Origin of the sequence: Paractinoplanes ferrugineus, assembly GCF_016862195.1 — a bacterium.
GTDB classification, from domain to species: domain Bacteria; phylum Actinomycetota; class Actinomycetes; order Mycobacteriales; family Micromonosporaceae; genus Actinoplanes; species Actinoplanes ferrugineus.
Genome location: NZ_BOMM01000021.1, coordinates 1 through 23,082, shown reverse-complemented (window position 1 = coordinate 23,082; position 23,082 = coordinate 1). Strand labels below are relative to the sequence as shown.

Sequence of the window (23,082 nt, the reverse complement as noted above, 5' to 3'; positions counted from 1 at the left end):
GGGGGTCAGCCGAGCAGGCGGCGGCTGACGCGCTCGAGGATCGACGTCAGTTCCTCGTCGGAGACGGCGGGCGGCAGTGCGGGCTCGAGCTTCCGGGCCGCCGGAGTCAGGTGCGAGGCCACCGCCGCCGGCAGCGTCTCGACCGCCCACACCGCGCGCACGCGGCCGGCCCGCTCCTCGACGCGCAGGAACGACTCCTGCCGGTCCGAGCCGGTCTCCGCGAGCGCGCGCCGCCGGGCCACCACGATCGGCACCCGGCCGAGGCGCTGCACCAGGCGCACCGTGCTGCCGGCGTGGGTGATGACGATGGCGGCGTCGGACAGCCGGCACTGCATCTCGTCGAGCGGGATCCAGCGGGCGTGCGGGCACGGCGGCACCACCGCCGACGCACCGGTCTGCACGAATAGATCGTGGTAGGCGCACAGTGGTTCGACCGCCCGGATCAGCCGGTCGAAGGACCACGGGCCCATCCCGACGGTGACCAGGATCGCGGCCATCAGTACAGCTCGCCCACCAGGACGGCGTGGCGGTGCGCGGCGACCCGCTCGGGGCGCTGCACCAGCACCATGTCGGCGAGCCGGGCGCTCAGCCGGGCGGTTCCGCACGGCGTACCGGTCTGGGTCAGGGTTTCCAGCCACAGCGTCGACACCGGCGCAGGCGGGCGGCCAGGAAGAACGGCACGGTGAGCCGCCGCCCGGCCGAGACGATCAGGTCCGGTCGCCGGCGGCCGAGCAGCCGGAACGCCCGCCACGTCGCGGTCACCAGGTGCGGCCAGGTGGGTGGGTCGGGCAGCCACGTCACCGGGAGGCCGTGCAGAGCGATCTCGGTGTCGGCCGCCCGCACGGCGACCCACGATGTTTCCTGGTGCTGCCACCAGGGGCGCAGGGCGAGCGTGTCCAGCAGTACCCCACCACTGCCGGACACGATCACCACCCGAAGCCCCCCGCTCATACCGGCCGACGCTAGCTCTTCACCACCGGACCTGTTAATCCACTGTGGAGTCGGGTTGGCGGCGCCGTTCAGTGGATGTTCAGCGCCGCACGGAGGAAGCGCAACTGGGGCGTGAGCAGGTCGACGAAGGGCGGCATGTGGCTGGCGCCGGGCAGCGGCAGCACGGTGTGCGGCCGGCCGGCGGCGAGCAGGGCCGCCGACAGCCGCATGGTGTGCACGGGATAGACGTTGTCGTCGTGCAACCCGTGGATCAGCATGAGCGGCCGTTCGAGCAACGGGGCGTCGTCGATCAGCGACGACCGCCGGTAGGCGTCCGGGTCGAGGTTCGGGTCACCGAGGAACCGCTCCTGCCAGTGGGTGTCGTAGAACCGATGGTCGGTGACGGGCGCCCCGGCGACCCCGGCGTGGAAGACGTCCGGCCGGCGGAGGATCGCGAGGGCGGCCAGATAACCGCCGGCCGACCAGCCCCGGATTCCCACTCTTGTGGTGTCGAGTTCCGGATGTTCGGCGGCAACCTTCTGCAACGCCTCCACCTGGTCTTCCAGCAGAAGGGTGGAACGGTCCCCATGAATCGTCCGCTCCCAGCGCGGTCCGCGCCCGGGTGTCCCGCGTCCGTCGGCGACGATCACGGCGAATCCCTGGTCGGCGAACCACTGCGACTCGTAGTAGACGTCCCGGTCGGCCACCGCCAGCTGCGCGGCCGGCCCGCCGTAGGGATCCATCAGCACCGGAAGCCGCTCGCCCCGCCATCCGGCGGGGAACAACACGGCCGTCCGAAGCTCACGCTCGCCGGCCCTCATCAGCTTCACCTGGGGTACGGCCGGGGACACCACCGCCAGATCCTTGACCGTACGCTCGGCGAACGCCACCGCCCGCGCCCCCCGGCGGGCCGCGGCCGGCGGCGGCTCGATGCGCGGGCGTGCGGAGACGGTGATCGCATGACCGTCGAGGGTGGCGCTGCGGATCACCGTGGTGCCGGCCGTCCGGATCCCGGAATGCCGGCCGGGCGTGCTTGTCACCCGGGCGATCCCGGCCTCGGGCGACCAGGTCCACACATGCCGTTCGGTGGGTTCCTCGGACGCCCCGAACAGCACCGTCTCGCCGTCGCAGCCGTACACCTCGGCGACTTCGAGCCCGGCCGGGGTGACCGGCTCGCCGTCGACGGTCAGACTGCGGGTCTCGCCGAGGTCGGCGGTGCCGACAAGCGCGCCGGACGCGGTGCGGCACGGCACGCCGGGGACGATCTGGGTCCAGGCCGCGTCGCGGCTCTCGGCCACGGTCCGCACCGTGCCGGTGTCGGGGTCGACCGCCACGGTTCGTAGAACTGTCTGCGGACGGTTCTGCAACACCGCCAGCAAGCCATGTACATCCCACTCGACCTTGACCAGATATTCGTAGTCGTCCCACCCGAAGTCCACGTCGACCCGAGTGCCATCCCGGCCGAGGACGTGCAGGCTGACGACCGCGTTCGCGGTGCCGGCCGCGGGATACCGGTGCGCGGCCGGTGGCTGGTCGGGCTGGGTGGGATCGCTCAGGTACCAGATGGCGACCGGCCCGTTGTCGACCCGGCACACCGCCAGCCGCTCGGACCCGGGCGACCACCAGTAGCCGCGCATCCGGTTCATCGACTCGGCGGCCACGTGCTCGGCCAGTCCGTAGGTCACGTCCGGGCCCTCCGGCACGGCGAGCTCGCGATCGCCGTCGCCGTCGGCGCCGATCAACCGCAGCGCCCCCGCGTGCACATAGGCCACCGCGGTGCCGTCCGGGCTGATCACGGCGTCGGTCAGCGGGGTACGGGCGGGGAGCCGTCCACCGTCCCCGGTCCACGGGTCGACCACGTACAGCTCCTGCGAGACCGTGTAGGCGACGGCCCGGACGTGCTGGTCGAAGTAGTAGTCCGAGATGCCCGCGCCGCGGTCACGGGTCCGCTCCCGCCGGGTCCGCTCCTGCGCCGCCACCGCGTCCGTGCCCGCCGCGTCAGCCCCCGATTCCGGTGCGCGGGGATCGGCGAGCAGGCGTTCCACCCCGGTCTCGAGGTCGAGCTGCCAGAGCCGCCGCACCGGGTCCTCGCCGCCGCGCGACCGGAGGAAGAGCACCCGCCGCCCGTCCGGGGTGAGGGTGACCCGCTGGGGCCGCCCGAGCCGGAAATGCTGGGTGCGGGCCAGAAGACCCGGGTACGTCGACGACATGCCAGCCAGTCTGTCCCAGAACTCCGGGCGCCGGCGCACATCGATCGAGCAACGTCATTGTCTCGGCCTCGAAACTGATCATTGCCCGGGGGTGGCCGCAGGGCCAAGACCAGGAGATGTGAGCGGTAACATCGCCGGGTCGGATCAGCGCGTACCGCGCTGATCGCTTAGAGTCCCCGCCATGGCGACTATCCACCGGGCCACCCTCAATCCGACAAAACTCGAGTTGCTCACGGCCTGGCTTCCCGCCCGTCACTGGTACCCCGCGGACGATGTGAAGGATCTTCAACGGATCGGCGCGTGCCGCCTGGACGACCCGGCGGGCGAGGTCGGCATCGAGCTTCTGGTGGTGCGTGCCGAGCACGGCCCGCTGGTCCACGTGCCGCTCACCTATCGCGCCGCCGAGCTCGAGGGCGCCGACCTGCACCTGGTCGGCACGACCGAGCACTCCGTCCTCGGCACCCGCTACGTCTACGACGCGGTGATCGATCCGGTGTTCGTCGAAGCGGTGACGGCCGTGATCCGCACCGGCGGGCAGCAGGCGGAGGAGTTCGTCGAGACGGCCGACGGCCCGGAGCGCCGCGACCCGATGATGCGGTTGCGGGGCAACGGCTGGGGGATGAAATCCCAGCCGGCCGGGCGTCTCGTCCGGCTCGAGGAGGGCGACCCGGCGGTCACGGTGGCCGAGGGCGTACGCCTGGAGGTCCGGCGGGTGCTGACCGACGAGCCCGCCGAGAGCCCGTTGTATCTCACCGGCGCCTGGGACGAGAACGTTCCGGCGACAGTTCTGACCGAGCTCTACTGAGAGTTGCGGAGTGCGCGGGCCACAGATGTGGTCCGCGCACCCGGCAGTTACAGAAGTTCCTTGGCCGCGAAGTCGAGGAAGCCGTCCACGTCGGGTCCGGCGTTCATCAACACGATGTGGTCGAAGCCCGCCTCCTGGTGCTTGCGGATGGCCTCGAGGTAGGGCTGCGGGTCAGGCCCGACGACGAACTTGTCCCGGATGTCCTCGGGGCGCACCGTCGCGCCGGCCGCCTCGAAGTTCACCGGGTTCGGCAGTTCGGACATGACCTTCCAGCCGGTGACCGCCCACCGCGTGGTCTCGTGCGCGGCCTTCACGGCCTCGTCCGACGAGGGCGCCCAGGCGACCGGGATCTCGACGTACTTCGGCCCGGTCCCGCCCGCACCCTCGAAGGCGGCGACCAGGTCGGCGCGCGGCTCGGTGGCGAAAAGACCGGAACCGTGGGTAGCCGCCAACTCCGCGGCCTGCTTCCCACCGGCGGCCACCGCGATGTCCGGGAGCTTGTCGGGGAGATCGAAGACCCGAGCGTCCTCCAGCTTCAGGTACTTTCCGTCGTACGACTGGTAGCCGCCCTGCCACAGCAGTTTGATGATCTCCAGCGCCTCGGCCAGGAGCGCCTGCCGCTCCCGTACGGCCGGGAAACCGCGCCCCACCACGTGCTCGTTCAGGCGCTCGCCGGCACCCACACCGAGCGTGAAGCGATCATCGGAGATGATCGCCAGGGTGGCCGCGGCCTGCGCGATGATCGCCGGGTGGTAACGCACCGTGGGACAGGTGACGCCGGTCGCGAGCCGCAGCCGCGAGGTCTTCGACGCGATGGACGCGAGAGTGCTCCACACGAACGGTGAATGCCCCTGCACGTCCAACCACGGATGGTAGTGATCGCTCATCTCGGCGAAGGCGAATCCGGCCTCCTCGGCGCGTACCGCCTGCCGGATCAGCTCCTTGGGCCCGAATGCCTCCGCCGCCAGCTTGAATCCAAGTTCCATGCGATCCGGATGCCCGCAATCGGCGGGGCGAACCGTGAAAACACTGCCTGTTACCCTCGCCAATCGTGGGCGACGCGGGAAAACGGATCATCGGCGGGCGCGGGTTCGACTTCGCACGGCAGGTGGCGGTGATGGCGATCGTGAACCGTACGCCCGACTCGTTCCACGACCGGGGCAGCACCTTCGCCCTGGAGCACGCCCTCGAGCGGGTCAAGCGGGCGGCCGCCGAGGGCGCCGACTGGATCGACATCGGCGGCGTCCCGTTCGCCCCCGGCCCGGAGGTGTCGACGGCCGAGGAGATCGACCGGGTGCTACCGGTAGTGACGGCCGCGCGGGACTTCGCGGTGGTCTCGGTGGACACGTTCCGGCCCGAGGTGGCCCGGGAGGTGATCGCCGCCGGCGCGGGCGTCATCAACGACACGTCCGGCCTGCGTGACCCGGCGATGGCCGACGCGGTGGCGGGCACCGACGCCCAGCTGGTGATCACGCACAGCCTGGCCCCGCCGCGCACCGAGTGGCCGAGCCCGCGATATTCCGACGCGACCGCCGAGGTAGCCGCCTTCCTGCGGGAACGCGTCGGGCTGGCGCTCGCACGCGGCGTGCGACCGGATCAGATCATCATCGATCCGGGGCACGACCTGAACAAGAACACGCTGCACACGCTGGAGATCACCGGCCGCCTCGACGAGCTCGCCGAGATCGGCTATCCGCTGCTCGCGGCGGTGAGCAACAAGGATTTCATCGGCGAGACGCTGAACGCCGAACAACACGACCGCCTCGCCGGCACCCTCGCCGCGGTGGTCTTCTGCGTCCTGAAGGGCGCCCGGATCGTCCGCGTCCACGACGTCGCCGCGACGGTGGACGCGGTCCGGATGACCGAGGCCATGCTGGGCTGGCGCCCACCCGCCTTCACCAGGCACAACATCTAGTTCTTGGCGTCCCAGGTGGCCAGCAGGTCCGCGGCCCAGGGGGCCGGGGCCACCGCGTCGGGGCCGACCACACGCATCGCACCCAGGCAGGTGAGCAGCATGCCGATCGAGAAGAACTCGCGCGCCTCGGTCGAGCTGATCCCGGTCACCTCACGCACGGTGTCGTAGAGCCGGCCGAAACAGGCACGCACCGGGTCGCCGATCACCGGGTCGGTGCCGGCCGCCGCGAAGCCGTGCAGCAGCAGCACGATCAGCTCCCGCTCGGCCAGCATCTCGTCGTACGCATCGCCGAGCGACGCGACGGTCGGCTCCTTCGCCGCCGCCTCGCGGAACTTCGCCTCGATCCGGTCGCCGGCGTGGTTGATCGCCGCGATGAACAGCTCCTGCTTCGTGCGGAAGATCCGGATGACGTACGGCTGGGAGACCCCGGCCAGTCGCGCGACCTGGTCGGTCGTGGTCCCCGCGTAGCCGCCGAGACTGAACGCGGTGACGGCGGCGGTCACGAGTTGAGCGTGCCGCTCCTCCGCCGTGAGACGTGTACGGGTAGCCATGGTTGACAGGTTATCAGTCAATAACTACTGTCGTCCGCAGTGAAGTTATCAGTCGATAACAACTTCGGGGAGAAGACCATGACCACGTCCACCGCCGTACGCCCGGAGGCATCGCCGCCCGCCCGGCGCAAGCCCCGTCCCCTCGCGGCGGTCCTCGCCGCCGTGGGCATCCCGACCTTCATGGTCACCCTCGACAACCTGGTGGTGAGCACGGCTCTGCCGGTGATCCGCGAGGATCTGGGCGCGTCGCTGACCGACCTCCAGTGGTTCGTCAACGCCTACACCCTGCCGTTCGCCGCGTTCCTGCTGACCGCGGCCGCGCTGGGCGACCGGCTCGGCCGCCGCCGGATGTTCCTGGCCGGCATCACCGTGTTCACCCTGGCCTCGGCGGCCGCCGGGCTCGCGACCGAGAGCTGGCAGCTGACCCTCGCCCGCGCCGTGCAGGGCCTCGGCGGCGCCGCGGTCGCCCCGCTGGCACTGACCCTGCTGGCCCAGGCGGTTCCGGAGCGGTTGCGCACCGCGGCCGTGGGCATCTGGGGCGGCATCTCCGGCCTCGGCGTCGCGGTCGGCCCGGTCGTCGGCGGCGCGGTGGTCGAGGGACTCGACTGGCACTGGATCTTCTGGCTGAACGTTCCGGTCGGCGTGGTCGCGATCGTCCTGGCCACGACCGTGCTCGACGAGTCCCGGGGCGGCGCCCGGCGCCTCGACCCGCTCGGCCTGGTCCTCTCCGCCGCGGGCATGCTGCTGCTGATCTGGGGTGTGGTGGACGGTCCCGACCACGGCTGGACCTCGGGCCGCGTGCTCGGCATGCTCGTCGGCGGCGCGGTCCTGATCGCGGCCTTCGTGCTCTGGCAGGCGCGGAACTCGACCCCGATGCTGCCGTTGTCGCTGTTCCGCTCGCGCGGCTTCAGCCTGGTCAACATCGTGACCCTGACCTTCTCGGCCGGCACCTTCGGCGCGGTGTTCCTGCTCGCCCAGTTCTTCCAGGTGGTGCAGGGCCTGAGCCCGCTCGACGCGGGACTGCGCACACTGCCCTGGACGATGGCCCCGATGATCGTGGCCCCGCTGGCCGGCATCTTCGGCGACCGGATCGGCCAGCGGAACCTGATCTTCGCGGGCCAGGTGCTCCTCGCCGGCGCGATCCTCTGGATCGGCATCGCCAGCACCGCGACCGTCAGCTACGCCGACCTGGTGGTCGCGTTCGCGATGGCCGGCGTGGGCATGGGCCTGACGTTCGCCCCGATCAGCACGATGGCCCTGGCCAGTGTGTCGGAGCAGCAGCGCGGCGTGGCGTCCGGCGCCAACAACACGATCCGCGAGCTCGGCGTGGCCGTCGGGGTCGCGGCCCTGGCCTCGGTGTTCAGCTCGTACGGCAGCTACACCAGCCACGCGGCCTTCGTCCACGGCCTGCGCCCCGCCGTCTTCGTCGGAGCGGCGATCGTGGCCGTCGGCGCGGTCTTCGCCCTCTGGCTGCCCAAGCGCCACTGAGTGCTCCCCGCCGGGCGGTCGCCGGCGGGGCCCTCGCCGGCGCGGCCGCTACGTGTCGGCGCAGGCGTTGTCGAGTTTCTGGCCGACGGTCTGGAAGTCGCCGTTGACGTAGGCCTTCGGGTCGGGCTGCTGGGCGGCGGCGGTCAGGTCGGCGGCCACGGTGGACAGGGCCTGCTTCAGCGCCTGGTCCGTGGTGCCGGCGGCTTCCTTGCCGAGCTTGGTGGCCATGTCGGTGAAGGCGTCGCGCATGTCCTGCTTCGCGGAGTCGGACGAGCTGGACATCTTGGTGGCCAGCTGCACGGCGCCGTCGGTGAGGATCTTGTAGGCGGCGGTGCAGACGTAGGCCGGGACGCCCGCCGAGCCGGCCGGGGTCGGGGCCACGCTGAACGGCAGCGGGACGGACTCCGGGGAAAGCTCGATGGCGCAGCCGGTCAGGGACACGGTCGCGATCAGGGCGAGGGGCAGGGCGGTGAGGCGGCGTGGCGGCACGGCGTTTCTCCCTCGAACTCTCGTACGCGTGGGGACAAGCATAGATACCCACGGGTAGCCCATTGATCGAGCACGATGACACCCATTGTGATTAGCCCGATCGGTCCTATTTGCCATCCTTTCGGCGACGCATCTCCCCCGGGCGGGCCACCGTTAACCGACAATGTGCCCCATATGCAAAAAAGCGGTAGGTCGGCCGTCCGCCGCGTACTGATCGTCGGCGTCGCCACGGTCCTGGTCGCGGTCGACGGTATTGCCCTGGCCGGGGTGGTCTCCTCCGATCCGGGTGTCTCGCCGTCGTTCAACGGGCCGGTCTACGCGGTCACCTACCGGGGCGGCACCGTCTATGTGGGCGGCAACTTCACCAGCGCGAACGCCGGTGGCAAGAACGTCGCACGGACGCGACTGGCCGCGTTCGACGCGCGCACGGGGGCCCTGCTCGACTGGCAGCCGGCAGCCGACGCGAACGTGCGCGCCCTCGCGGTGGCCGGCGACACCGTCTATGCGGCCGGCGACTTCGACCACATCAACGGCATCCGCCGCGACGCGCTGGCGGGCATCAGCGCCGTCTCCGGTGCACTCACCCCGATGCGGCACACCGTGGCCGGCCAACCCAGCGCCCTGGTCACCGGGTCGGGGCGGCTCTATCTGGGCGGCCGGATCACCGGGGTCGACGGCTGGCCGCGCACCAACCTGGCGGCGTTCGACCTGGCCACCGGCGAGCTCGACGAGTGGGCGCCGAGCACCGACGACGCGGTGACCGCCCTCGCGTACGCGCCGCAGCGCATCTATGTCGGCGGACGGTTCCACAAGACCAACGGCATCAGTTCCACCCTGCGCCTCTCCGCAGTCGACACGCAGACCGGCGTACTCGATCGGACTTTTGTCGCGAAGCCGGTGTCGCAGGTCTTCGCGCTCGCCGCCGACGAGGCCGGCGTCTACGCCGCTCTTGGCGGCCAGGGCGGACGGGCGGTCGCCTACACGCGCACCGGGCAGACCCGATGGACCCGGGTGTTCGACGGGGACGCGCAGGCCATCGCCACCCTCGGCGGCATCACCTACGTCGGCGGGCACTTCGACCGGGCCTGCACGACCACGAACAACGGGGTCAAGGGCCAGTGCACGGACGGTTCGGTGGACCGGGGCAAGCTCGCCGCCGTCGACGCGCAGGGCAACCTGCTGCAGTGGTCGCCCAAGGCCAACGGCGTCGCCGGGACCCGGCAGCTGGCGACCAGCACGGCCCTCGGCTCGATCAGCGCCGTCGGCGACTTCACCCAGGTCGGACCGCTCACCCGGAAACGGTACGTGTCGTTCGCCGGCGGCAGCCCGACACCGGAGAAGGACACTCCCACGAACGACTTCGTGGCGTCCTACAACTTCGACACCACGATCGCGGACGGTACGTTCGACGACGGTTCCGGGCACAGCCACCTGCTGCGCGCCGTGACCCGCAACGGCGCCAGGCCGGTGATGACGCCACACGGCAACGGGCAGGCGCTCACCTTCCCGGCGAAGTGCACCGGCCCCACCTGTCCGCGGCTCGTCCTGCAGGCCGCCGACACCGCCGACCTCAACCCGGGCAGCCGGCCGCTGCGTTACGGCGCCGCCGTGCTGCTGGCCGCGGCCGGGACCGCGAGCGTCGAGAACATCCTGCAGAAGGGCCATTCGGCGGGCGGCGGGCAGTACACATTGCAGGTCGACGGGGTGTCCGGCAGGCCGAGCTGCGGCCTGGGCGGCCAGGACGAGACCGTGGTGCACCGGGCCCGCAGCCGCGAGTCGATCGCCGACGGCGAGTGGCACTCCCTCGAGTGCCGGCGCACCGGCCCGACGCTGTCGATCGTCGTCGACGATCAGGTGCGGGCGAGCATCGCCGTGCCGGTGGAGTTGTCGGTGCAGTCGAACGTGCCGTTCCGTGTCGGCGGCAAGGACGCGAGCGCCGCCAACGAACAGTTCCACGGCAGCGTCGACGACGTCTGGGTGCACATCGGCTGAGGTCGGCCGGTCACGGTGCCGCGGTGATGTCCTGCGTCACGGCGGCTTCGTCGGCGCTGCCACCGCTGCCGCCACCAGTGCCGCCGCCGCTGCCGGAGTTGTTCCCCGCCGCGCCGCCGCCGGTGTTGTTGTCGCCGCTCCCGGTGCCCTCGCCGGTCCCGTTGTCGCCCTGGTCGCCGCCGCCGGTCTGGGTGGGAGCGTCGGGGGCGGTGGTGGTCCGTTCCGGGGCGCCAGTCGTGGCCTTGGTGGTCGGCTTCTCGCTGGGAGCGGAGCTCGGGGCGGCCGACTCGGCCGGGGCCGACTGCTTCGTCTTGACGTTCTGCGCCGGCTGGTTGTCGTTGCCCCGCTTGTCGCTGTTCTTCTCGGCGGCGGGCGCGGTGGCGGCGCTGCTCGACCGCGCCGGCACGGTGCTCGCCGGGGCGGGCGTGCCGGGGAGGCCATCCGGGTCGGCGAAGGCGAACACGGCCACGGCGGTACCGAGAACCACCAGACCGAGAGCGGCCAGCATGGCCGTACGCCGGCGGGAGCCGCCACCGGCCACGCCCGCCCCGGCCACTGCCGGGAGCACCGAGGTGTGGCCGCTGACCGGGGCCGACCGGGGGGCCGGCGCGGGGGTGGCGGCCAGGACGGCGGTGGTGTGCGGACCCGCGTCCGCCGCCTCGGCGGCCAGGGCCAGTTCCGCGGCGTCGGACATCGCGGCCGCGGAGCCGAACCGGTCGGCCGGGTCCTTCGCCATCGCCGTCATGACGAGTGCGGCGACGGCGGGCGGCACGTCGGCGGGCAGTGCCGGCGGCTCCTCGCTCACGTGCGCCAACGCCACCGTGAGCGGGTTGTCGGCCATGAACGGCGGGTTCCCGGCCAGGCAGTGGTAGGCCACCACGCCGAGGGCGTAGACGTCGGCCGACGGTCCGGTCGAGTCCTTCGAGACCTGCTCGGGGGCGATGTAGAGAGCGGTGCCGACGACTTCCTTGGCCCCGGTCAGCTCGGCCGACTCGGCCGAGCGGGCCACCCCGAAGTCGACCAGGACGACCGTACCGTCCGGCTGGATGATCAGGTTGCCGGGCTTGACGTCGCGGTGCACGATGCCGGCCTGGTGGGCGGCCTCGAGGGCCCGGCCCGCCTGGGCGACGATCGACATCGTCTCGGCGGCGCTCAGCCGGCCGTGCTCGGCGATGCGGTGGTTGAGTGCCTGCCCGTTCACCTTGGCCATCACGATGTACGCGTCCGGGCCGCTCTGCCCGTAGTCGTAGACGTCGGCCACTCCGGGGTGGTGCAGCACCGCCATGGCGCGCGCCTCGTGCTTGAACCGGGTCTGGAAGCCGGAGTCGCCGGCCCGTCCCGCGTGCAGCGTCTTCACCGCGACGTCACGGCCCAGCACGGTGTCGGTGGCCTGCCAGACCTCGCCCATGCCGCCGGCCGCGATGCGGTCGTCCAGGCGGTATCGATCTCCGAGTATCTCTCCGGGGTGGGGCATGGCTTGTCCTCTACCCATTCGAGGCGGACCTGAAATCTCCGGTGCGGCAGATCTTCTGCCGTTCGGCCGGCCGGTTCGCACCGGCCGGCCGATGGCCTCGTCAAACCACCAGGTGCAGGAGGAAGACACAGGTCATGCCGACCACCGAGATGATCGTCTCCATCACCGACCAGGTCTTGATGGTCTGCCCGACGGTCATGCCGAAGTATTCCTTGACCAGCCAGAAGCCGGCGTCGTTGACGTGCGAGAAGAACAGCGAGCCGCAGCCGATCGCCAGGGCCAGCAGGGAGACCTCGGGCTTGTCGAGGGTGGCGGCGAGCGGGGCGACGATGCCGGCGGCGGTGATCGTGGCGACCGTCGCCGAGCCGGTGGCGACGCGGATGCCGACGGCCACCAGGAAGCCGAGCAGCAGAGCGTTGATGTTGGCGTCCTTGGCCGCGTCGGCGACCACGTTGCCGACGCCCGCGTCGACCAGCACCTGCTTGAAGCCGCCGCCGGCGGCGACGATCAGCAGGATGCCGGCGATCGGCGGCAGCGAGCCGCCGAGCACCGCGTTCGTCTGCCGGCGGTCCATCCCGACCCGGGTGCCGAGCGTCCACATGGCGAGTAGTACGCCGAACAGCAGTGCCACCGGCGGGTTGCCGAGCACGTCCAGGGTGTCCCGCACCGGGTTGCCCTTGTCGGCCGTCAGTTCGCCGACGGCGCGGGCCAGCATGAGCACGATCGGCACCAGCACGGTCAGCACGGCCGGCCAGAAGCCCGGGTTGCGGCGGGCGCGCTCGACCTCGGTGGCGTCGGCGGCGTAGTCCTCGTCGCCGGTGGCGACCGACGCGTCGGCGACCGCCGGCGGGCCGAGCAGGGCGGGCACCGGCAGGGGCACCCGCTTGGCGATGAAGTTGCCGAAGATCGGTCCGGCCACGATGACCGTCGGGATGGCGCAGATGATGCCGAACAGCAGGGTCAGGCCGAGGTCGGCGTTCAGGCTGGAGATCGCGACGAGCGGGCCGGGGTGCGGCGGCACCAGGCCGTGCAGCACCGACAGCCCGGCCAGCGCGGGGATGCCGACGCGCAGCAGGCCGATGTCGGTGCGGCGGGCCACCAGCAGCACGATCGGCACCAGGAGCACGACGCCGACCTCGAAGAACAGCGGCAGGCCGACGAGCGCGGCGACGCCGGCCATCGCCCACGGCAGGGCCGAGCCGGACACCCGGTCGACGATCCGGTTGACGATGCCGTCGGCGCCGCCCGACTCGGAGAGCAGGGCGCCGATCATCGAGCCGAGCGCGATCAGCAAGCCGACACTGCCGACGGTGCTGCCGAGTCCGGTGGTGAAGGAGGTGACGGTGGCGCCCGGGGAGGCGCCGGCGACCAGGCCCAGCGTCGCCGAGCCGAGGATGAGGGCCAGGAACGGATGCCACTTGGCCCAGGCGATGAGCAGGATGACCACGGCGATGCCGAGCACCGCGGCGAGCACTAGTTGACCTGTTCCGGCATCGGTGATTGCCTCGGCGGCGAGGGTCGTCATGCGCCGGGCTTACCCCTGGCGCGGCGCTTTGAATCTTTCTCACGAAAGCGAAGAATCTTTCTCCCACCGGCGGGTCGCGGTCCCCCCTCGGCTCAGCCCGGCGAGGGGCCCAGCGGCTCGTCGATGCGCACCGCGTAGATCGCCCGTACCGCCGCGGCCACCGCGTTGAGCAGGGCCGTCACCGCGCGTGCCTCGGCCCCGGCGGCGTGGTCGGCGGCCCAGTAGTAGGAGGTGTCGGCCTTGGCGATGCGGATCCGGCGGCCCTCCTCGACGAACGCGAACGTCAGGTCGGCGAACTGCTCGTAGTCGATCCGGAACTCGCGGCCGGGTTGCCGGATGCGGGGGCCGGACAGCGGCCCGGGTGCGCTGTGGCAGTGCACGCCGCGGTCGCTCAGCCCGATCAGCGAACCGCCGTCGAGGTCGCCCAGCCGCACCAGCCACAGCGGCCGCTCGGCCGCGCGCAACGACAGGGCCGGCCGCCAGCTGTGCACCGGCGCCGGTTCGGGCAGCCGGCGGCGCAGCTCGTCGACGGCGGCGGCGCGGGCCAGCTCGGCCCGGTCGCCGGTCCAGCCGCCGCACAGGACGTCGGCGCGTGGCGAGTCCCCGAGCAGGTGACCCACATAGGGGCGGACCCACCGGCGGGCCGGGTCGTCGAGCAGCATCCGGGTGATCCGGCCGGCCATCGGGGCGCCGTCGCCGTCGTCGAGCTCCCGGATCAGGTCGGCCACCTGCTGCGGCGTACGGAGGCCGACGACCAGGTCGAGGTAGCGGTCGACGAGGTCGGGGCGGCGCCCGGCGGAGGCGGCCGGCTCCGGGTCGAGGTGCCACAGCCGGGCGATCCACTTGACCGTGCCGGGCCGCCGCGCCAGGTCGTCGAGGATCTCGCCGGCCAGCTCCCGCGCGCCGGCGGCGTAGGCCCGGGTGAGCACCGCGGCGATCACCCCGGCCGGTTCGGCGGCGAGCGCCTCGACGAACCCGCGCGGCCCGGCGGCGTCGACGACCGCGGCGAGGGCGGCGCCGTGCTCGGCGGAGGCGACCATCAGATCGATCACCACCCGGACGTCGGTCTCGGCCGGCCAGTCGACCCCGCCCGGTACGGCGGCGGCGACCGCCCGCGACAGCGACCGCTGCCCCTGACCCACCAGCTCGGCCATCACCAGCGCGGCCTCGGCGGCGGGACGTGTGCCGAGTCGGTGCAGAAGCTGCCGGAGCGGTGCGTCGGCCAGCCCGGCCAGCGCTCGCGCGGTCTCGGCCGGGCCCTCGTCGAGCACCGCCTCGGCCAGTCCGGCGGCGGCGGCCGGATCGGTCGTCTCGAGGCGAGTGAGCCGCGCGGCCGCTCCCCCGGCGAGGTCCGGCCGGGCGCTGCTCGCCGGGCTGCCGTCGGACTCCGGCCGGAGCCGGGCGGCCAGAACCGCGGCCGTCAGAGCCGCCCGCTCGGCCGGGGCGAGCAGGGCGGCGATCGCGGCGATGGTGCCGGTGTCGAGTTCGGTGGCGGCGTGGGCGCGCACCCGGGTCAGCACCGCGTCACGCCGAAGCGTGCGCAGCACGGTGAGCATCGCGGCCACCTCGGCCGGCGAGCGGCGACAGACGGCGGTCAGGACGCGATCGGCGTCGGCGGTGGCGCCGGTCGCGTCGAGGGCCTCGACGATGCCGGCGACCTCGTGGGCGGCCCGGCCGGCACCGATCGCGTCGAGCAGCCGCTCGGCCGCCCGGCCGCCGCCGGCCGCGCGCATCTCGCCGATTCGGCGCAGGACCGCGGCCGGGGCCAGCCAGGGCCGTCGCGGCTCGCGATTGCTGGCGGCGACCATCATGGACGGATTGAAGCACGTGATCGGCCGGAACGAGCCGCACAGTCTGTCAGCCGACGAGACCGGCTTTCACGGAACGGGTCACGTCGTCGGCGAGAATCTCGGCCCGGCCCTCGGCGATGCCGTCCAGGGCGAGGCGGGCGACGACGGCCGGGTCGGTCTTCTGCTCGGCCGGGATGCCGGCCGCCATGTCGGTGTCCATGTAGCCGACGTGCAGGGCGGCGACCTCGATGCCGCGCTGAGCGAGCTCGTCGCGGACCGCCCGGGTCATCGCCCAGCCGGCGGCCTTAGCCGCCGAATAGGCCCCGGCCTGCGCCGGGTGGAACCACGAGAGCACGGACAGGACGTTGAGGATCGCACCGCCGCCGTTGGCCTCGAGGACCGGTACGAACGCGCGGGTGACGCCGAGCGTGCCGAAGTAGTGGGTCTCCATCTCCTGGCGGATCAGGTCGAGGTCGCCGCCGATGAGCGGCTGGCCGAGCGACGTACCGGCATTGTTGATCAGCACGGTGGCGTCGCCGGCGATCTTGGCGGCCCGCTCGACCGAGGCCGGGTCGGTGATGTCGATCCGGAGCGGGATCGCGCCGGGCAGGTCGACCGAGTCGAGGGAGCGGGCGCCCGCGTAGACCTTGCCGCCCCGCTCGAGCAGCTGGGCGGCGAAGTGACGGCCGAGGCCGCGGTTGGCGCCGGTGACGACGGCTACCGAGTTCTTGATGTCCATGCGGATTAGATTACGACTGGCATCTAATTTGGGCAAGGTAATAGATGACACACAGCATCTATACTCGTACGCATGGGACGGGTTTCGCAGGCACAGGCACAGGAGAACCGCGGCCGGATCGTCGAGACGGCGGCCCGGCTGTTCCGCGAGCGGGGCGTCGACGGGGTCAGCGTGGCCGACGTGATGGCCGAGGTCGGGCTGACCCACGGCGGGTTCTACAAGCAGTTCGCGTCGAAGGATGCGCTGGTCGCCGAGGCGGTCGACCGGGCGTTCGCCGACACCCGGGAGAGGCTGGCCGGCACCGAGCGGGCGGCCTTCGTCGACTGGTACCTCTCGGCCGCGCACCGCGACGACCCCGGGGCGGGGTGCCCGGCCGCGGGGTTCGGCGGCGACATGGCCCGCGAGGACGCCTCGAGCGCCGCGCTCACGGCGTACGCAAGCGGGATCGATCTTTATGCCCGATGGCTCGGCGACGATCTCGCGGCGGTGAGCACGCTCGTCGGAGCGATGACGATCGCTCGCGCGACGGCCGGCACCGAGCTCTCCGACCGCGTCCTGCAAGCGGCGAAGGCCGCGCTCAGCGACGGCTGAGCTTCTCCTCGAGGATGCCCAGCGCCTGCTCGATCCGGCCGAAGTCGCGCGGGTCGTACTCGTCGCCGCCCGGCGGGGCGATCGCCAGGACCACCCCGACGAGCGCCCCGGCGATCACCCGGTATTCGAGCTCCTCGCCGGAGCGGTCGTCCCGGACGGCGAGGGCGTCGGCGAGCATGTCGACCGCCAGCACCATCTGGTTCAACGCCCGCGCCCGCAGCTCGGGCACGCTCTGATAGATGCGCTGCCGGCGGCGCTCGGCGTCCCACTCCTGCTCGGTGAGGTTGTCGAAGACCGACCGCATGCCGTTGACCAGGGCCTGGACGTGGGAGACCTGGGGTGGCTGCGACTTGATCGCAGCCACGATCACCGGGTCGTAGTCGTCGATCAGGATGACGTCTTCCTTCGTCGGGAAGTACCGGAAGAACGTGCTCTGCGAGACCTCGGCCGCCTCCGCGATCTGCTCCACGGTGGTCGACGCGTAACCCTGCTCCTCGAACAGTCGCAACGCGTGCTCGCGGATGGCGAGCCGGGTCTTGGCCTTCTTGCGTTCCCGCAAACCGGCCGGCAGGGACGACGTCATAGCCCCGATTCTGCCAGGGCCGTCTCGGTGCGCTGCACGACCGCTTCCGATCGGGCCACCCGGCCGGGCAGCATCAACAGGGCGAGGACCACGCCGGCCGCCGCCACGCTCGCGGCCACCACCAGGGAGACGTCCATGCCGTGGGTGAACGCGGCGCGCACCGCTTCGAGCGTGCCCGCGTCGCCGGTGCGGATGCCGATCGCCACACTTTCCCGGGCCGCTCCGGCCGAGGCCGGCAGGGCGTCGCGGTAGGCGCCGTTGAGCACGGTGCCGAGCACGGCCACCCCGATCGCGCCGCCGACCTGCCGCATCGCCTGGAGCAGGCCGTTGCCGATGCCGCTGCGCTCCGCGGTCAGCGCGCCGAGCGCGGCGTCCATCGACGGCGGCAGGACGAAGCCCAGACCGATGCCGGCCAGTGTGATCCACGCGGCGATGAAGCCGTAACCGCTCGTCGCGCTGGTGCCGGCGCCGACGAGCATGGCCGCTGCCATCAGGGCCAGACCGCCCGCGATCACCGTGCGACTGCCGAGCCGGGCCGCCAGCTTCTCGGCCGTACGGGCGCCCACCAGCAGGCCACCGATCACCGGGAGCAGGCGCAGGCCCGAGCCGAACGCGTCCTGGCCCTGAACCGCCGAGTAGAACTGCGGCAGCGAGAACATCAGGCCGAGCATGCCGAAACTGGCCAGGGTGGCCAGCACCGCGCCACCGGTGAACTGCTTCTTCTCGAACAGCTGGAGATCGATGAGCGGCGTCCTGGCCGTCCGCTGCCAGAACACGAACCCGCCGAGCAGCGCGACCCCGGCGATCATGGTGGACAGGGAGCGGGGGTCGGACCAGCCACGGTCGCCGGCCTCGATGATGCCGTAGGTGAGCGCGACCAGACCGGTCGCCGAGAGCACCACGCCCAGCAGGTCGAGGCGGCGAGTGCGGTCACCGTGCGACTCGGGCACCCACAGGGTCACGGCCAGCAGGGCGATCGCGATCAGCGGGACGTTTATCAGGAAGACCGAGCCCCACCAGAAGTTGTCGAGCAGCCAGCCGCCCAGCAGCGGGCCCAGCGGGATGCCGAGGGCGCTCGCGGTCAGCCAGATGGACAGGGCCCGGGAACGCTCCCGGTCCTCGAAGAGCACGGTGAGCACCGACCCGGACAGCGGCATGATCACCGCGGCGCCCAGCCCGAGCACGGCGCGGGCGGCGATCAGGTCACCGGTGGAAGCGGCCCAGGCGCAGGCGGCCGAGGCGGCACCGAAGACGACCAGCGCGCCGAGGAGCAGCTTCTTGCGGCCGAACCGGTCGCCGAGCATGCCGGCCGGGAGCAGGGCGGCGGCGAGCACCAGCAGATAGCTGTTGGTGAACCACTGCAGATCACCGGTGGAGGCATGCAGATCGCGGCTCAGCGTCGGCAGGGCGACGCTGAGGATCGTGGTGTCGAGGCCGATGGCCAGGGTGCTGAGGGCCAGCGCGGCGAGCGCGAACCAGCGGGACTTGGAAGTAACCATGTTTTGACAGTAGCTGTCAGTTTCTAGTAGCTGTCAGTTTCCTCAGCCCGGTCTCAGGTCCGCGAACCCGGCCGTCGATCCAGGTCGACGCCGCGCGGGTGAATATCCCCGATCGAGGTGCGCCGACATGCCACGATCATGTAAAGGCCGCTCACCAGGCATGGAAGGGGGCCGACATGAAGAAGGCACTCGGCTGGATACTGCTCGTCCTGATCATCTTCTATATCGGCACCAACCCCGGCCCGGCCGCCGAAGCCGCCCGGAGCCTGGGTGACGGCGTCGCCGGGGCGTTCCGGGGCATCGGCACGTTCTTCCAGAACCTGACTACGTGACCCGCCTGCTCTTCGCCGGCCTCGCCACCGTCGACCTCGTCCACCGGGTCGACCACCTCCCCGGCCCCGACGAGAAGGCGCAGGCAACCGGCGTGGAGATCGCCGCCGGCGGGCCGGCCGCCAACGCCGCCGTCACCGCGGCCGCCCTCGGCGCCGACGTCACTCTGGTCACGGCGATCGGCGCTCATCCGCTGGGCGACCTCATCCGCGCCGACCTGCAAGCCTGCGGGGTACGGGTGGTGGACGCCACCCCCACCGCCCCCGGCCCGCCGCCACTCTCCGCCATCACCGTGCTCAACGGCACCGGACAACGGACGATCGTCAGTCGTAACGCCGGTGACCTCGTCGCCCGCGTACCGCCGCGGGGCCTGCCCGACGCCGACCTGACACTGGTCGACGGCCATCACCCGGCGCTGGCCGTCGCCGCCGCCCGAAGCGCCCGCCGCCTGCTCGTCGACGCCGGCACGTGGCGCCCGGTCTGCGCCGAGATCCTGCCCCTCGCCGAGGTGGTGGCGGCGTCGGCGGCGTTCCGCCACCCGGCCGAGACGGCACCCACCGACGAGGCCCTCGCCACGGCGATCGGCGCCCCGCACGTCGTGGTGACGCACGGGCCGGAGCCGGTCCGCTGGTTCAGCGGCACCCACTCCGGCGCCGTCGACGTCACCCCGGTCGACGCGGTCGACACCGCGGGCGCGGGCGACGCCTTCCACGGAGCACTCGCGGTGGCCCTGGCCCGCTCCCCCGCCGGGGCTACCGCGCTGGCCGACTGCGTCTCGTTCGCCAACCGGGTGGCCGGGGCGCGGGTCGTACGGGCGGGGCCGCGAGCGTGGCTCGCGACCCTGCCCCGGTTCGACTGAGCCGGTGCCCGACTGAGCCGGTGCCCGTCAGACCGTCCTGGCGAGACGGTCGGCCAGCAACTTCGCGAAGCGGGCCGGGTCCTCCAGGTCGCCGCCCTCGGCCAGCAGGGCGGTGCCGTACAGCAGCTCGGCCGTCTCCGGCAGCCCACCGTCCGCCGCGTTCTGCTCGTGGGCCGCCCGCAGGCCACCCACCAGCGGGTGATTCGGGTTGAGCTCGAGGATGCGCTTGACCCGCGGACCTTCCTGACCCATCGCGCGGTACATCTTCTCCAGCGCCGGCGTGATGTCGTCGCTGTCGCTGACCAGACAGGCCGCGCTCGTGGTGAGCCGGTGCGACAGGCGGACGTCCTTGACCTGCTCCTCGAGGTTCTCCTTGAGGAACGTCAGCAGCGGCGCGAAATCACCCTCCGGCTGCGGCTCGTCCTTGTCCGCCGGCAGGTCGACGTTGCCCCGCGCGATCGACTGCAGCTTCTTGCCGTCGTAGTCGGGGACCGCCTCGACCCAGATCTCGTCGACCGGGTCGGTGAGGATCAGCACCTCGTAACCCTGGGCCTGGAACGCCTCCATGTGCGGGGAGTTCTCGACCTGCGTACGCGAATCGCCGGTCAGGTAATAGATGTCCTCCTGACCCTCCTTCATCCGCTCGATGTAGGCGGCCAGGGTCGTCGGCTCGGCGCCCGCGGTCGACGCGAACGTGGACACGTCGAGGATGGCCTTCTGGTTGTCCGAGTCGTTGAGCAGACCCTCCTTGAGGGCCTTGCCGAACTCGCGCCAGAAGGTCGCGTACTTCTCGGGGTTGTTGTTCAGCAGGTCCTTGATCGTGGACAGGACCTTCTTGACCAGTCGGCGACGGATCATCTGGATGTGCCGGTCCTGCTGAAGGATCTCGCGGGAGATGTTCAGCGACAGGTCGGCCGCGTCCACGACACCCTTGACGAAGCGCAGGTAGTCGGGGATCAGCTCCTTGCTGTCGTCCATGATGAAGACACGCTTGACGTAGAGCTGAAGGCCACGCTGCGCGTCACGCTGGAACAGGTCGTGCGGGGCCCGCGCCGGCAGGAACAGCAGCGCCTCGTACTCGAAGGTGCCCTCCGCCTTCATGTTGATGATCTCGAGCGGGTCGGTCCAGTCGTGGCTGATGTGCCGGTAGAACTGGTGGTATTCGTCGTCCGACACCTCGGAACGCGGACGCGCCCACAGCGCCTTCATCGAGTTGAGGGTCTCGTCGCCCATTTTGATCGGGAACGAGATGAAGTCGGAGTATCGCTTGACGATCTCCTTGATCTTCCACTCGTCGGCGTAGTCGTAGAGCGCGTCCTCCTCGTCCTTCGGCCGCAGGTGGACGGTCACGCTCGTGCCGATCGGGGCGTCCGGGGCGTCGTCGATCGAGTAGGTGCCCTCGCCGGCCGACTCCCACCGGGTGCCGTGCCCCTCGGTGCCGGCCTTGCGCGTCACCAGCTCGACCCGGTCGGCGACCATGAAGGTCGAGTAGAACCCGACGCCGAACTGACCGATCAGCTCCGGCGACTCCTTGGCCTCCTTGAGCTTCGTGAGCAGCTCAGCCGTGCCCGACTTGGCGATCGTGCCGATCAGCTCGACCACCTCGTCGTGCGTCATCCCGATGCCGTTGTCGCGCACCGTCAGGGTGCGCGCCTCGCTGTCGGCCTCGATCTCGATGTGCAGGTCGGACGTGTCCGCCTCGAGACCGTCCTGAAGCGTGGCCAGCCGCAGCTTGTCCAGCGCGTCGGAAGCATTCGAGATCAGCTCGCGCAGGAAGATGTCCTTGTTCGAGTAGATCGAGTGGACCATCAGTTGCAGAAGCTGCCGGGCCTCGGCCTGGAACTCCAACGTCTCCATTCCAGCACTCCCATTGATCGCGAACGGTAGTCACCCGCCCAGATCGTATGACCCCAGCGTCACCGCTTCGCCACCGGCCGGGGTTCCTCACTCCCGCGCAGCTCAAGGCGCCGCCCCGCGCCCCCTGGCCCCGCGTCCCCTCCCTCGCCCCTCCCGCGCCCCGTCCCCCGGACCCGAGCAGAGGCACGGCGGTTGGTTCAGGCGGCCTCGAGCACGGCGTCGCTGAGCGCCGCCTGATAGGGCGGGCGTCCCGGCCCACCGCCCAGCCGGTTGGTCAGATAGGCCACCACCAGCCGCCGCCCCGGATCGGCCCAGCCGAAACAGGCGTTCGACCCGTTGTGCCCGAAGGTGAGCGGATCGCTGCCGCTGCCGAAATACCGCTCCCGGCCCGGCTGCCCCAGCTGGAACCCCTCCGACCAGCGAATCGGAATCCCCGAAACCTGATCGGTCTCACCCTCACTGGTCGGCGTGGTCGCCTCGCGCCAACTCCCGTCCGCCAGCAACGACTGATAGAACGCGGCCAAGTCCCGCGCGGTCCCCGCCACCGTCGCCGCCGGCACGACCGCGTCCCGCACCAACCGCCGGTTGAACACCGCCCGCATCGCCACCGGCCCGCCGCTCAGCGGAACCCGCGAACCCGGCCCACCCAGCCACGTGTGCCGCATCCCGGCCGGCTCGAACATCTCACTGCGCAGCACCTCGGGCAACGGCCGCCCGACCACCCGTTGCACCACCTCGCCGAGCAGGAACCCGTAGCTGATCATGTGATAGGCGCAGACCTCCCCCGGCGCGCTGTGCGGCCGGGCCCGCGCCAGGGCGCGAACCGACCGATCCCACCGGGTGGCGTTGAGGGCATCCCCGCGAATGCTCTTGACGTACGGCAGTCCAGAACGATGCCGCAACACATGTCGAAGGGTGATCCCGCCCTTGTCGAACTCCCCGAACTCCGGCCAGTAGCGCACGATCGGGTCGTCCAGCGCCAGCAACCCCCGCCGCGCGAGCCGATGAACCAGCATCGCGGTGAACGGCTTGCCGGCCGAGAAGAGCAGAAACCGCGCGTCCGCCGGCACCCCCCAGGACCGGTCGAGGACCACTTCCCCGTCGCGGATCACGCACAGCTGCGCGAGTGCCTCACTCCGCTCCACCAGCCCGACCACCCGCCGCAGATCCATCACCCGACGCTAACCGCCTCCCGCCATGGATCCGTCCTCCACCTCACCCGGCGCAAACCGTCCTAGGAACCTAGCCCTGATCCTTGCCAGCTGCGGCGCAGGACGGTGCGGCTCGGGCTCGGGCTCGGGCTCGGGCTCGGGCGGGGCTCGGGCTCGGGCGGGCGCGGTGCGAACGGCCTGGCGCGGCATCGGCCTCGCCCGGCACGGGCCAGGCGCGGCACGGGCCTGGCGCGGCACGGGCCAGGCGCGGCACGGGCCAGGCGCGGCACGGGCCAGGCGCGGC

At 71.7% G+C, this 23,082-nt stretch carries 22 protein-coding genes; 7 read left to right on the top strand and 15 right to left on the bottom strand.

Annotated elements, in window-relative coordinates; genetic code table 11:
• Positions 1 to 5 precede the first annotated feature (5 nt).
• The 4 genes from Afe05nite_RS13625 to Afe05nite_RS13610 all read right to left on the bottom strand — a co-directional run bounded on the left by Afe05nite_RS13625 (position 6) and on the right by Afe05nite_RS13610 (position 3,140).
• Entirely contained in the window at positions 6 to 497 is a 492-nt protein-coding gene (locus Afe05nite_RS13625) for a hypothetical protein (RefSeq protein ID WP_203817435.1), read from the bottom strand.
• The gene (locus tag Afe05nite_RS13620) at positions 497 to 649 is read right to left on the bottom strand and encodes a hypothetical protein (RefSeq protein ID WP_203817434.1); all 153 of its coding nucleotides are present in this window, start codon (positions 647 to 649) and stop codon (positions 497 to 499) included. Before Afe05nite_RS13620 ends, Afe05nite_RS13625 begins: the two co-directional genes overlap by 1 nt.
• The gene (locus tag Afe05nite_RS13615) at positions 622 to 951 is read right to left on the bottom strand and encodes a hypothetical protein (protein ID WP_203817433.1); all 330 of its coding nucleotides are present in this window, start codon (positions 949 to 951) and stop codon (positions 622 to 624) included. The genes Afe05nite_RS13620 and Afe05nite_RS13615 overlap by 28 nt, the downstream gene beginning before the upstream one ends.
• 68 nt (positions 952 to 1,019) lie before the next feature.
• Positions 1,020 to 3,140, bottom strand: a complete 2,121-nt coding sequence (locus Afe05nite_RS13610; protein WP_203817432.1) for a S9 family peptidase — start codon at positions 3,138 to 3,140, stop codon at positions 1,020 to 1,022.
• 181 nt (positions 3,141 to 3,321) lie between these two features.
• Between Afe05nite_RS13610 and Afe05nite_RS13605 the strand changes: the two genes are divergently transcribed.
• The gene (locus Afe05nite_RS13605) at positions 3,322 to 3,945 is read left to right on the top strand and encodes a CG0192-related protein (protein ID WP_203817431.1); all 624 of its coding nucleotides are present in this window, start codon (positions 3,322 to 3,324) and stop codon (positions 3,943 to 3,945) included.
• A 47-nt stretch (positions 3,946 to 3,992) separates the two neighbouring features.
• Here the strand turns inward: Afe05nite_RS13605 and Afe05nite_RS13600 are convergent, their stop codons facing one another.
• Positions 3,993 to 4,931 (bottom strand): TIGR03557 family F420-dependent LLM class oxidoreductase, encoded by a 939-nt coding sequence (locus tag Afe05nite_RS13600; protein WP_203817430.1) that lies wholly within the window; start codon positions 4,929 to 4,931, stop codon positions 3,993 to 3,995.
• Positions 4,932 to 5,062: 131 nt separating this feature from the next.
• On the opposite strand from Afe05nite_RS13600, the gene folP reads away from it, so the two are divergent.
• Positions 5,063 to 5,860: a dihydropteroate synthase gene (gene folP / locus Afe05nite_RS13595; RefSeq protein WP_438868100.1), complete on the top strand. Its 798-nt coding sequence runs from the start codon at positions 5,063 to 5,065 to the stop codon at positions 5,858 to 5,860.
• Here folP and Afe05nite_RS13590 read toward each other — a convergent pair.
• A complete protein-coding gene (locus tag Afe05nite_RS13590; protein WP_203817428.1) occupies positions 5,857 to 6,411 on the bottom strand; it encodes a TetR/AcrR family transcriptional regulator in 555 nt (184 codons plus the stop codon). The genes folP and Afe05nite_RS13590 overlap by 4 nt on opposite strands.
• Positions 6,412 to 6,489: 78 nt before the next feature.
• Between Afe05nite_RS13590 and Afe05nite_RS13585 the strand changes: the two genes are divergently transcribed.
• Positions 6,490 to 7,899 carry a DHA2 family efflux MFS transporter permease subunit gene (locus Afe05nite_RS13585; RefSeq protein ID WP_203817427.1) on the top strand — a complete coding sequence of 470 codons (1,410 nt, stop codon included), beginning with the start codon at positions 6,490 to 6,492 and terminating at the stop codon, positions 7,897 to 7,899.
• A 48-nt stretch (positions 7,900 to 7,947) separates the two neighbouring features.
• Here the strand turns inward: Afe05nite_RS13585 and Afe05nite_RS13580 are convergent, their stop codons facing one another.
• On the bottom strand, positions 7,948 to 8,388 hold the full coding sequence (locus Afe05nite_RS13580) for a hypothetical protein (RefSeq protein ID WP_239117797.1): 441 nt from the start codon (positions 8,386 to 8,388) through the stop codon (positions 7,948 to 7,950).
• A 174-nt stretch (positions 8,389 to 8,562) separates the two neighbouring features.
• Here Afe05nite_RS13580 and Afe05nite_RS13575 point away from each other — a divergent pair, with 174 nt between their 5' ends.
• Positions 8,563 to 10,380, top strand: a complete 1,818-nt coding sequence (locus Afe05nite_RS13575) for a LamG domain-containing protein (protein WP_203817425.1) — start codon at positions 8,563 to 8,565, stop codon at positions 10,378 to 10,380.
• A 10-nt stretch (positions 10,381 to 10,390) separates the two neighbouring features.
• Here the strand turns inward: Afe05nite_RS13575 and Afe05nite_RS13570 are convergent, their stop codons facing one another.
• The 4 genes from Afe05nite_RS13570 to Afe05nite_RS13555 form a co-directional block, all read right to left on the bottom strand.
• The gene (locus Afe05nite_RS13570; RefSeq protein WP_239117796.1) at positions 10,391 to 11,854 is read right to left on the bottom strand and encodes a serine/threonine-protein kinase; all 1,464 of its coding nucleotides are present in this window, start codon (positions 11,852 to 11,854) and stop codon (positions 10,391 to 10,393) included.
• A 100-nt stretch (positions 11,855 to 11,954) separates the two neighbouring features.
• Complete coding sequence (locus Afe05nite_RS13565; RefSeq protein ID WP_203817424.1) at positions 11,955 to 13,379, bottom strand: GntP family permease; 1,425 nt, start codon at positions 13,377 to 13,379, stop codon at positions 11,955 to 11,957.
• A 92-nt stretch (positions 13,380 to 13,471) separates the two neighbouring features.
• Positions 13,472 to 15,190, bottom strand: a complete 1,719-nt coding sequence (locus Afe05nite_RS13560) for a hypothetical protein (protein ID WP_203817423.1) — start codon at positions 15,188 to 15,190, stop codon at positions 13,472 to 13,474.
• Positions 15,191 to 15,236: 46 nt separating this feature from the next.
• Positions 15,237 to 15,908 carry an SDR family oxidoreductase gene (locus tag Afe05nite_RS13555; protein WP_203817422.1) on the bottom strand — a complete coding sequence of 224 codons (672 nt, stop codon included), beginning with the start codon at positions 15,906 to 15,908 and terminating at the stop codon, positions 15,237 to 15,239.
• A 72-nt stretch (positions 15,909 to 15,980) separates the two neighbouring features.
• On the opposite strand from Afe05nite_RS13555, the gene Afe05nite_RS13550 reads away from it, so the two are divergent.
• A complete protein-coding gene (locus tag Afe05nite_RS13550; RefSeq protein ID WP_203817421.1) occupies positions 15,981 to 16,499 on the top strand; it encodes a TetR/AcrR family transcriptional regulator in 519 nt (172 codons plus the stop codon).
• Here the strand turns inward: Afe05nite_RS13550 and Afe05nite_RS13545 are convergent.
• Together Afe05nite_RS13545 and Afe05nite_RS13540 are read right to left on the bottom strand one after the other, a co-directional pair.
• The gene (locus Afe05nite_RS13545; RefSeq protein ID WP_203817420.1) at positions 16,486 to 17,082 is read right to left on the bottom strand and encodes a TetR/AcrR family transcriptional regulator; all 597 of its coding nucleotides are present in this window, start codon (positions 17,080 to 17,082) and stop codon (positions 16,486 to 16,488) included. The two genes, Afe05nite_RS13550 and Afe05nite_RS13545, sit on opposite strands and share 14 nt — an antisense overlap.
• Complete coding sequence (locus Afe05nite_RS13540; RefSeq protein ID WP_203817419.1) at positions 17,079 to 18,581, bottom strand: MFS transporter; 1,503 nt, start codon at positions 18,579 to 18,581, stop codon at positions 17,079 to 17,081. The genes Afe05nite_RS13545 and Afe05nite_RS13540 overlap by 4 nt, the downstream gene beginning before the upstream one ends.
• A gap of 176 nt (positions 18,582 to 18,757) precedes the next feature.
• Here Afe05nite_RS13540 and Afe05nite_RS13535 point away from each other — a divergent pair, with 176 nt between their 5' ends.
• Positions 18,758 to 18,913 (top strand): hypothetical protein, encoded by a 156-nt coding sequence (locus Afe05nite_RS13535; protein WP_203817418.1) that lies wholly within the window; start codon positions 18,758 to 18,760, stop codon positions 18,911 to 18,913.
• Positions 18,910 to 19,770 (top strand): PfkB family carbohydrate kinase, encoded by an 861-nt coding sequence (locus tag Afe05nite_RS13530; protein WP_203817417.1) that lies wholly within the window; start codon positions 18,910 to 18,912, stop codon positions 19,768 to 19,770. Before Afe05nite_RS13535 ends, Afe05nite_RS13530 begins: the two co-directional genes overlap by 4 nt.
• 27 nt (positions 19,771 to 19,797) lie before the next feature.
• Here Afe05nite_RS13530 and htpG read toward each other — a convergent pair whose 3' ends face one another.
• Both htpG and Afe05nite_RS13520 read right to left on the bottom strand, forming a co-directional pair.
• Positions 19,798 to 21,627, bottom strand: coding sequence for a molecular chaperone HtpG (htpG, locus tag Afe05nite_RS13525; RefSeq protein ID WP_203817416.1), 1,830 nt, complete (start codon positions 21,625 to 21,627; stop codon positions 19,798 to 19,800).
• A gap of 197 nt (positions 21,628 to 21,824) precedes the next feature.
• Complete coding sequence (locus tag Afe05nite_RS13520) at positions 21,825 to 22,799, bottom strand: serine hydrolase domain-containing protein (protein ID WP_203817415.1); 975 nt, start codon at positions 22,797 to 22,799, stop codon at positions 21,825 to 21,827.
• Positions 22,800 to 23,082 lie beyond the last annotated feature (283 nt).

What these genes read in the sequence shown, in the direction of transcription:
- Afe05nite_RS13625 (WP_203817435.1), bottom strand. Translation starts at nt 497, where the DNA reads ATGGCCGCGATCCTGGTCACCGTCGGGATGGGCCCGTGGTCCTTCGAC.
- Afe05nite_RS13615 (WP_203817433.1), bottom strand. Translation starts at nt 951, where the DNA reads ATGAGCGGGGGGCTTCGGGTGGTGATCGTGTCCGGCAGTGGTGGGGTA.
- Afe05nite_RS13610 (WP_203817432.1), bottom strand. Translation starts at nt 3,140, where the DNA reads ATGTCGTCGACGTACCCGGGTCTTCTGGCCCGCACCCAGCATTTCCGG.
- Afe05nite_RS13605 (WP_203817431.1), top strand. Translation starts at nt 3,322, where the DNA reads ATGGCGACTATCCACCGGGCCACCCTCAATCCGACAAAACTCGAGTTG.
- Afe05nite_RS13600 (WP_203817430.1), bottom strand. Translation starts at nt 4,931, where the DNA reads ATGGAACTTGGATTCAAGCTGGCGGCGGAGGCATTCGGGCCCAAGGAG.
- folP (WP_438868100.1), top strand. Translation starts at nt 5,063, where the DNA reads ATGGCGATCGTGAACCGTACGCCCGACTCGTTCCACGACCGGGGCAGC.
- Afe05nite_RS13590 (WP_203817428.1), bottom strand. Translation starts at nt 6,411, where the DNA reads ATGGCTACCCGTACACGTCTCACGGCGGAGGAGCGGCACGCTCAACTC.
- Afe05nite_RS13585 (WP_203817427.1), top strand. Translation starts at nt 6,490, where the DNA reads ATGACCACGTCCACCGCCGTACGCCCGGAGGCATCGCCGCCCGCCCGG.
- Afe05nite_RS13575 (WP_203817425.1), top strand. Translation starts at nt 8,563, where the DNA reads ATGCAAAAAAGCGGTAGGTCGGCCGTCCGCCGCGTACTGATCGTCGGC.
- Afe05nite_RS13570 (WP_239117796.1), bottom strand. Translation starts at nt 11,854, where the DNA reads ATGCCCCACCCCGGAGAGATACTCGGAGATCGATACCGCCTGGACGAC.
- Afe05nite_RS13565 (WP_203817424.1), bottom strand. Translation starts at nt 13,379, where the DNA reads ATGACGACCCTCGCCGCCGAGGCAATCACCGATGCCGGAACAGGTCAA.
- Afe05nite_RS13560 (WP_203817423.1), bottom strand. Translation starts at nt 15,190, where the DNA reads ATGATGGTCGCCGCCAGCAATCGCGAGCCGCGACGGCCCTGGCTGGCC.
- Afe05nite_RS13555 (WP_203817422.1), bottom strand. Translation starts at nt 15,908, where the DNA reads ATGGACATCAAGAACTCGGTAGCCGTCGTCACCGGCGCCAACCGCGGC.
- Afe05nite_RS13550 (WP_203817421.1), top strand. Translation starts at nt 15,981, where the DNA reads ATGGGACGGGTTTCGCAGGCACAGGCACAGGAGAACCGCGGCCGGATC.
- Afe05nite_RS13545 (WP_203817420.1), bottom strand. Translation starts at nt 17,082, where the DNA reads ATGACGTCGTCCCTGCCGGCCGGTTTGCGGGAACGCAAGAAGGCCAAG.
- Afe05nite_RS13540 (WP_203817419.1), bottom strand. Translation starts at nt 18,581, where the DNA reads ATGGTTACTTCCAAGTCCCGCTGGTTCGCGCTCGCCGCGCTGGCCCTC.
- Afe05nite_RS13535 (WP_203817418.1), top strand. Translation starts at nt 18,758, where the DNA reads ATGAAGAAGGCACTCGGCTGGATACTGCTCGTCCTGATCATCTTCTAT.
- htpG (WP_203817416.1), bottom strand. Translation starts at nt 21,627, where the DNA reads ATGGAGACGTTGGAGTTCCAGGCCGAGGCCCGGCAGCTTCTGCAACTG.
- Afe05nite_RS13520 (WP_203817415.1), bottom strand. Translation starts at nt 22,799, where the DNA reads ATGGATCTGCGGCGGGTGGTCGGGCTGGTGGAGCGGAGTGAGGCACTC.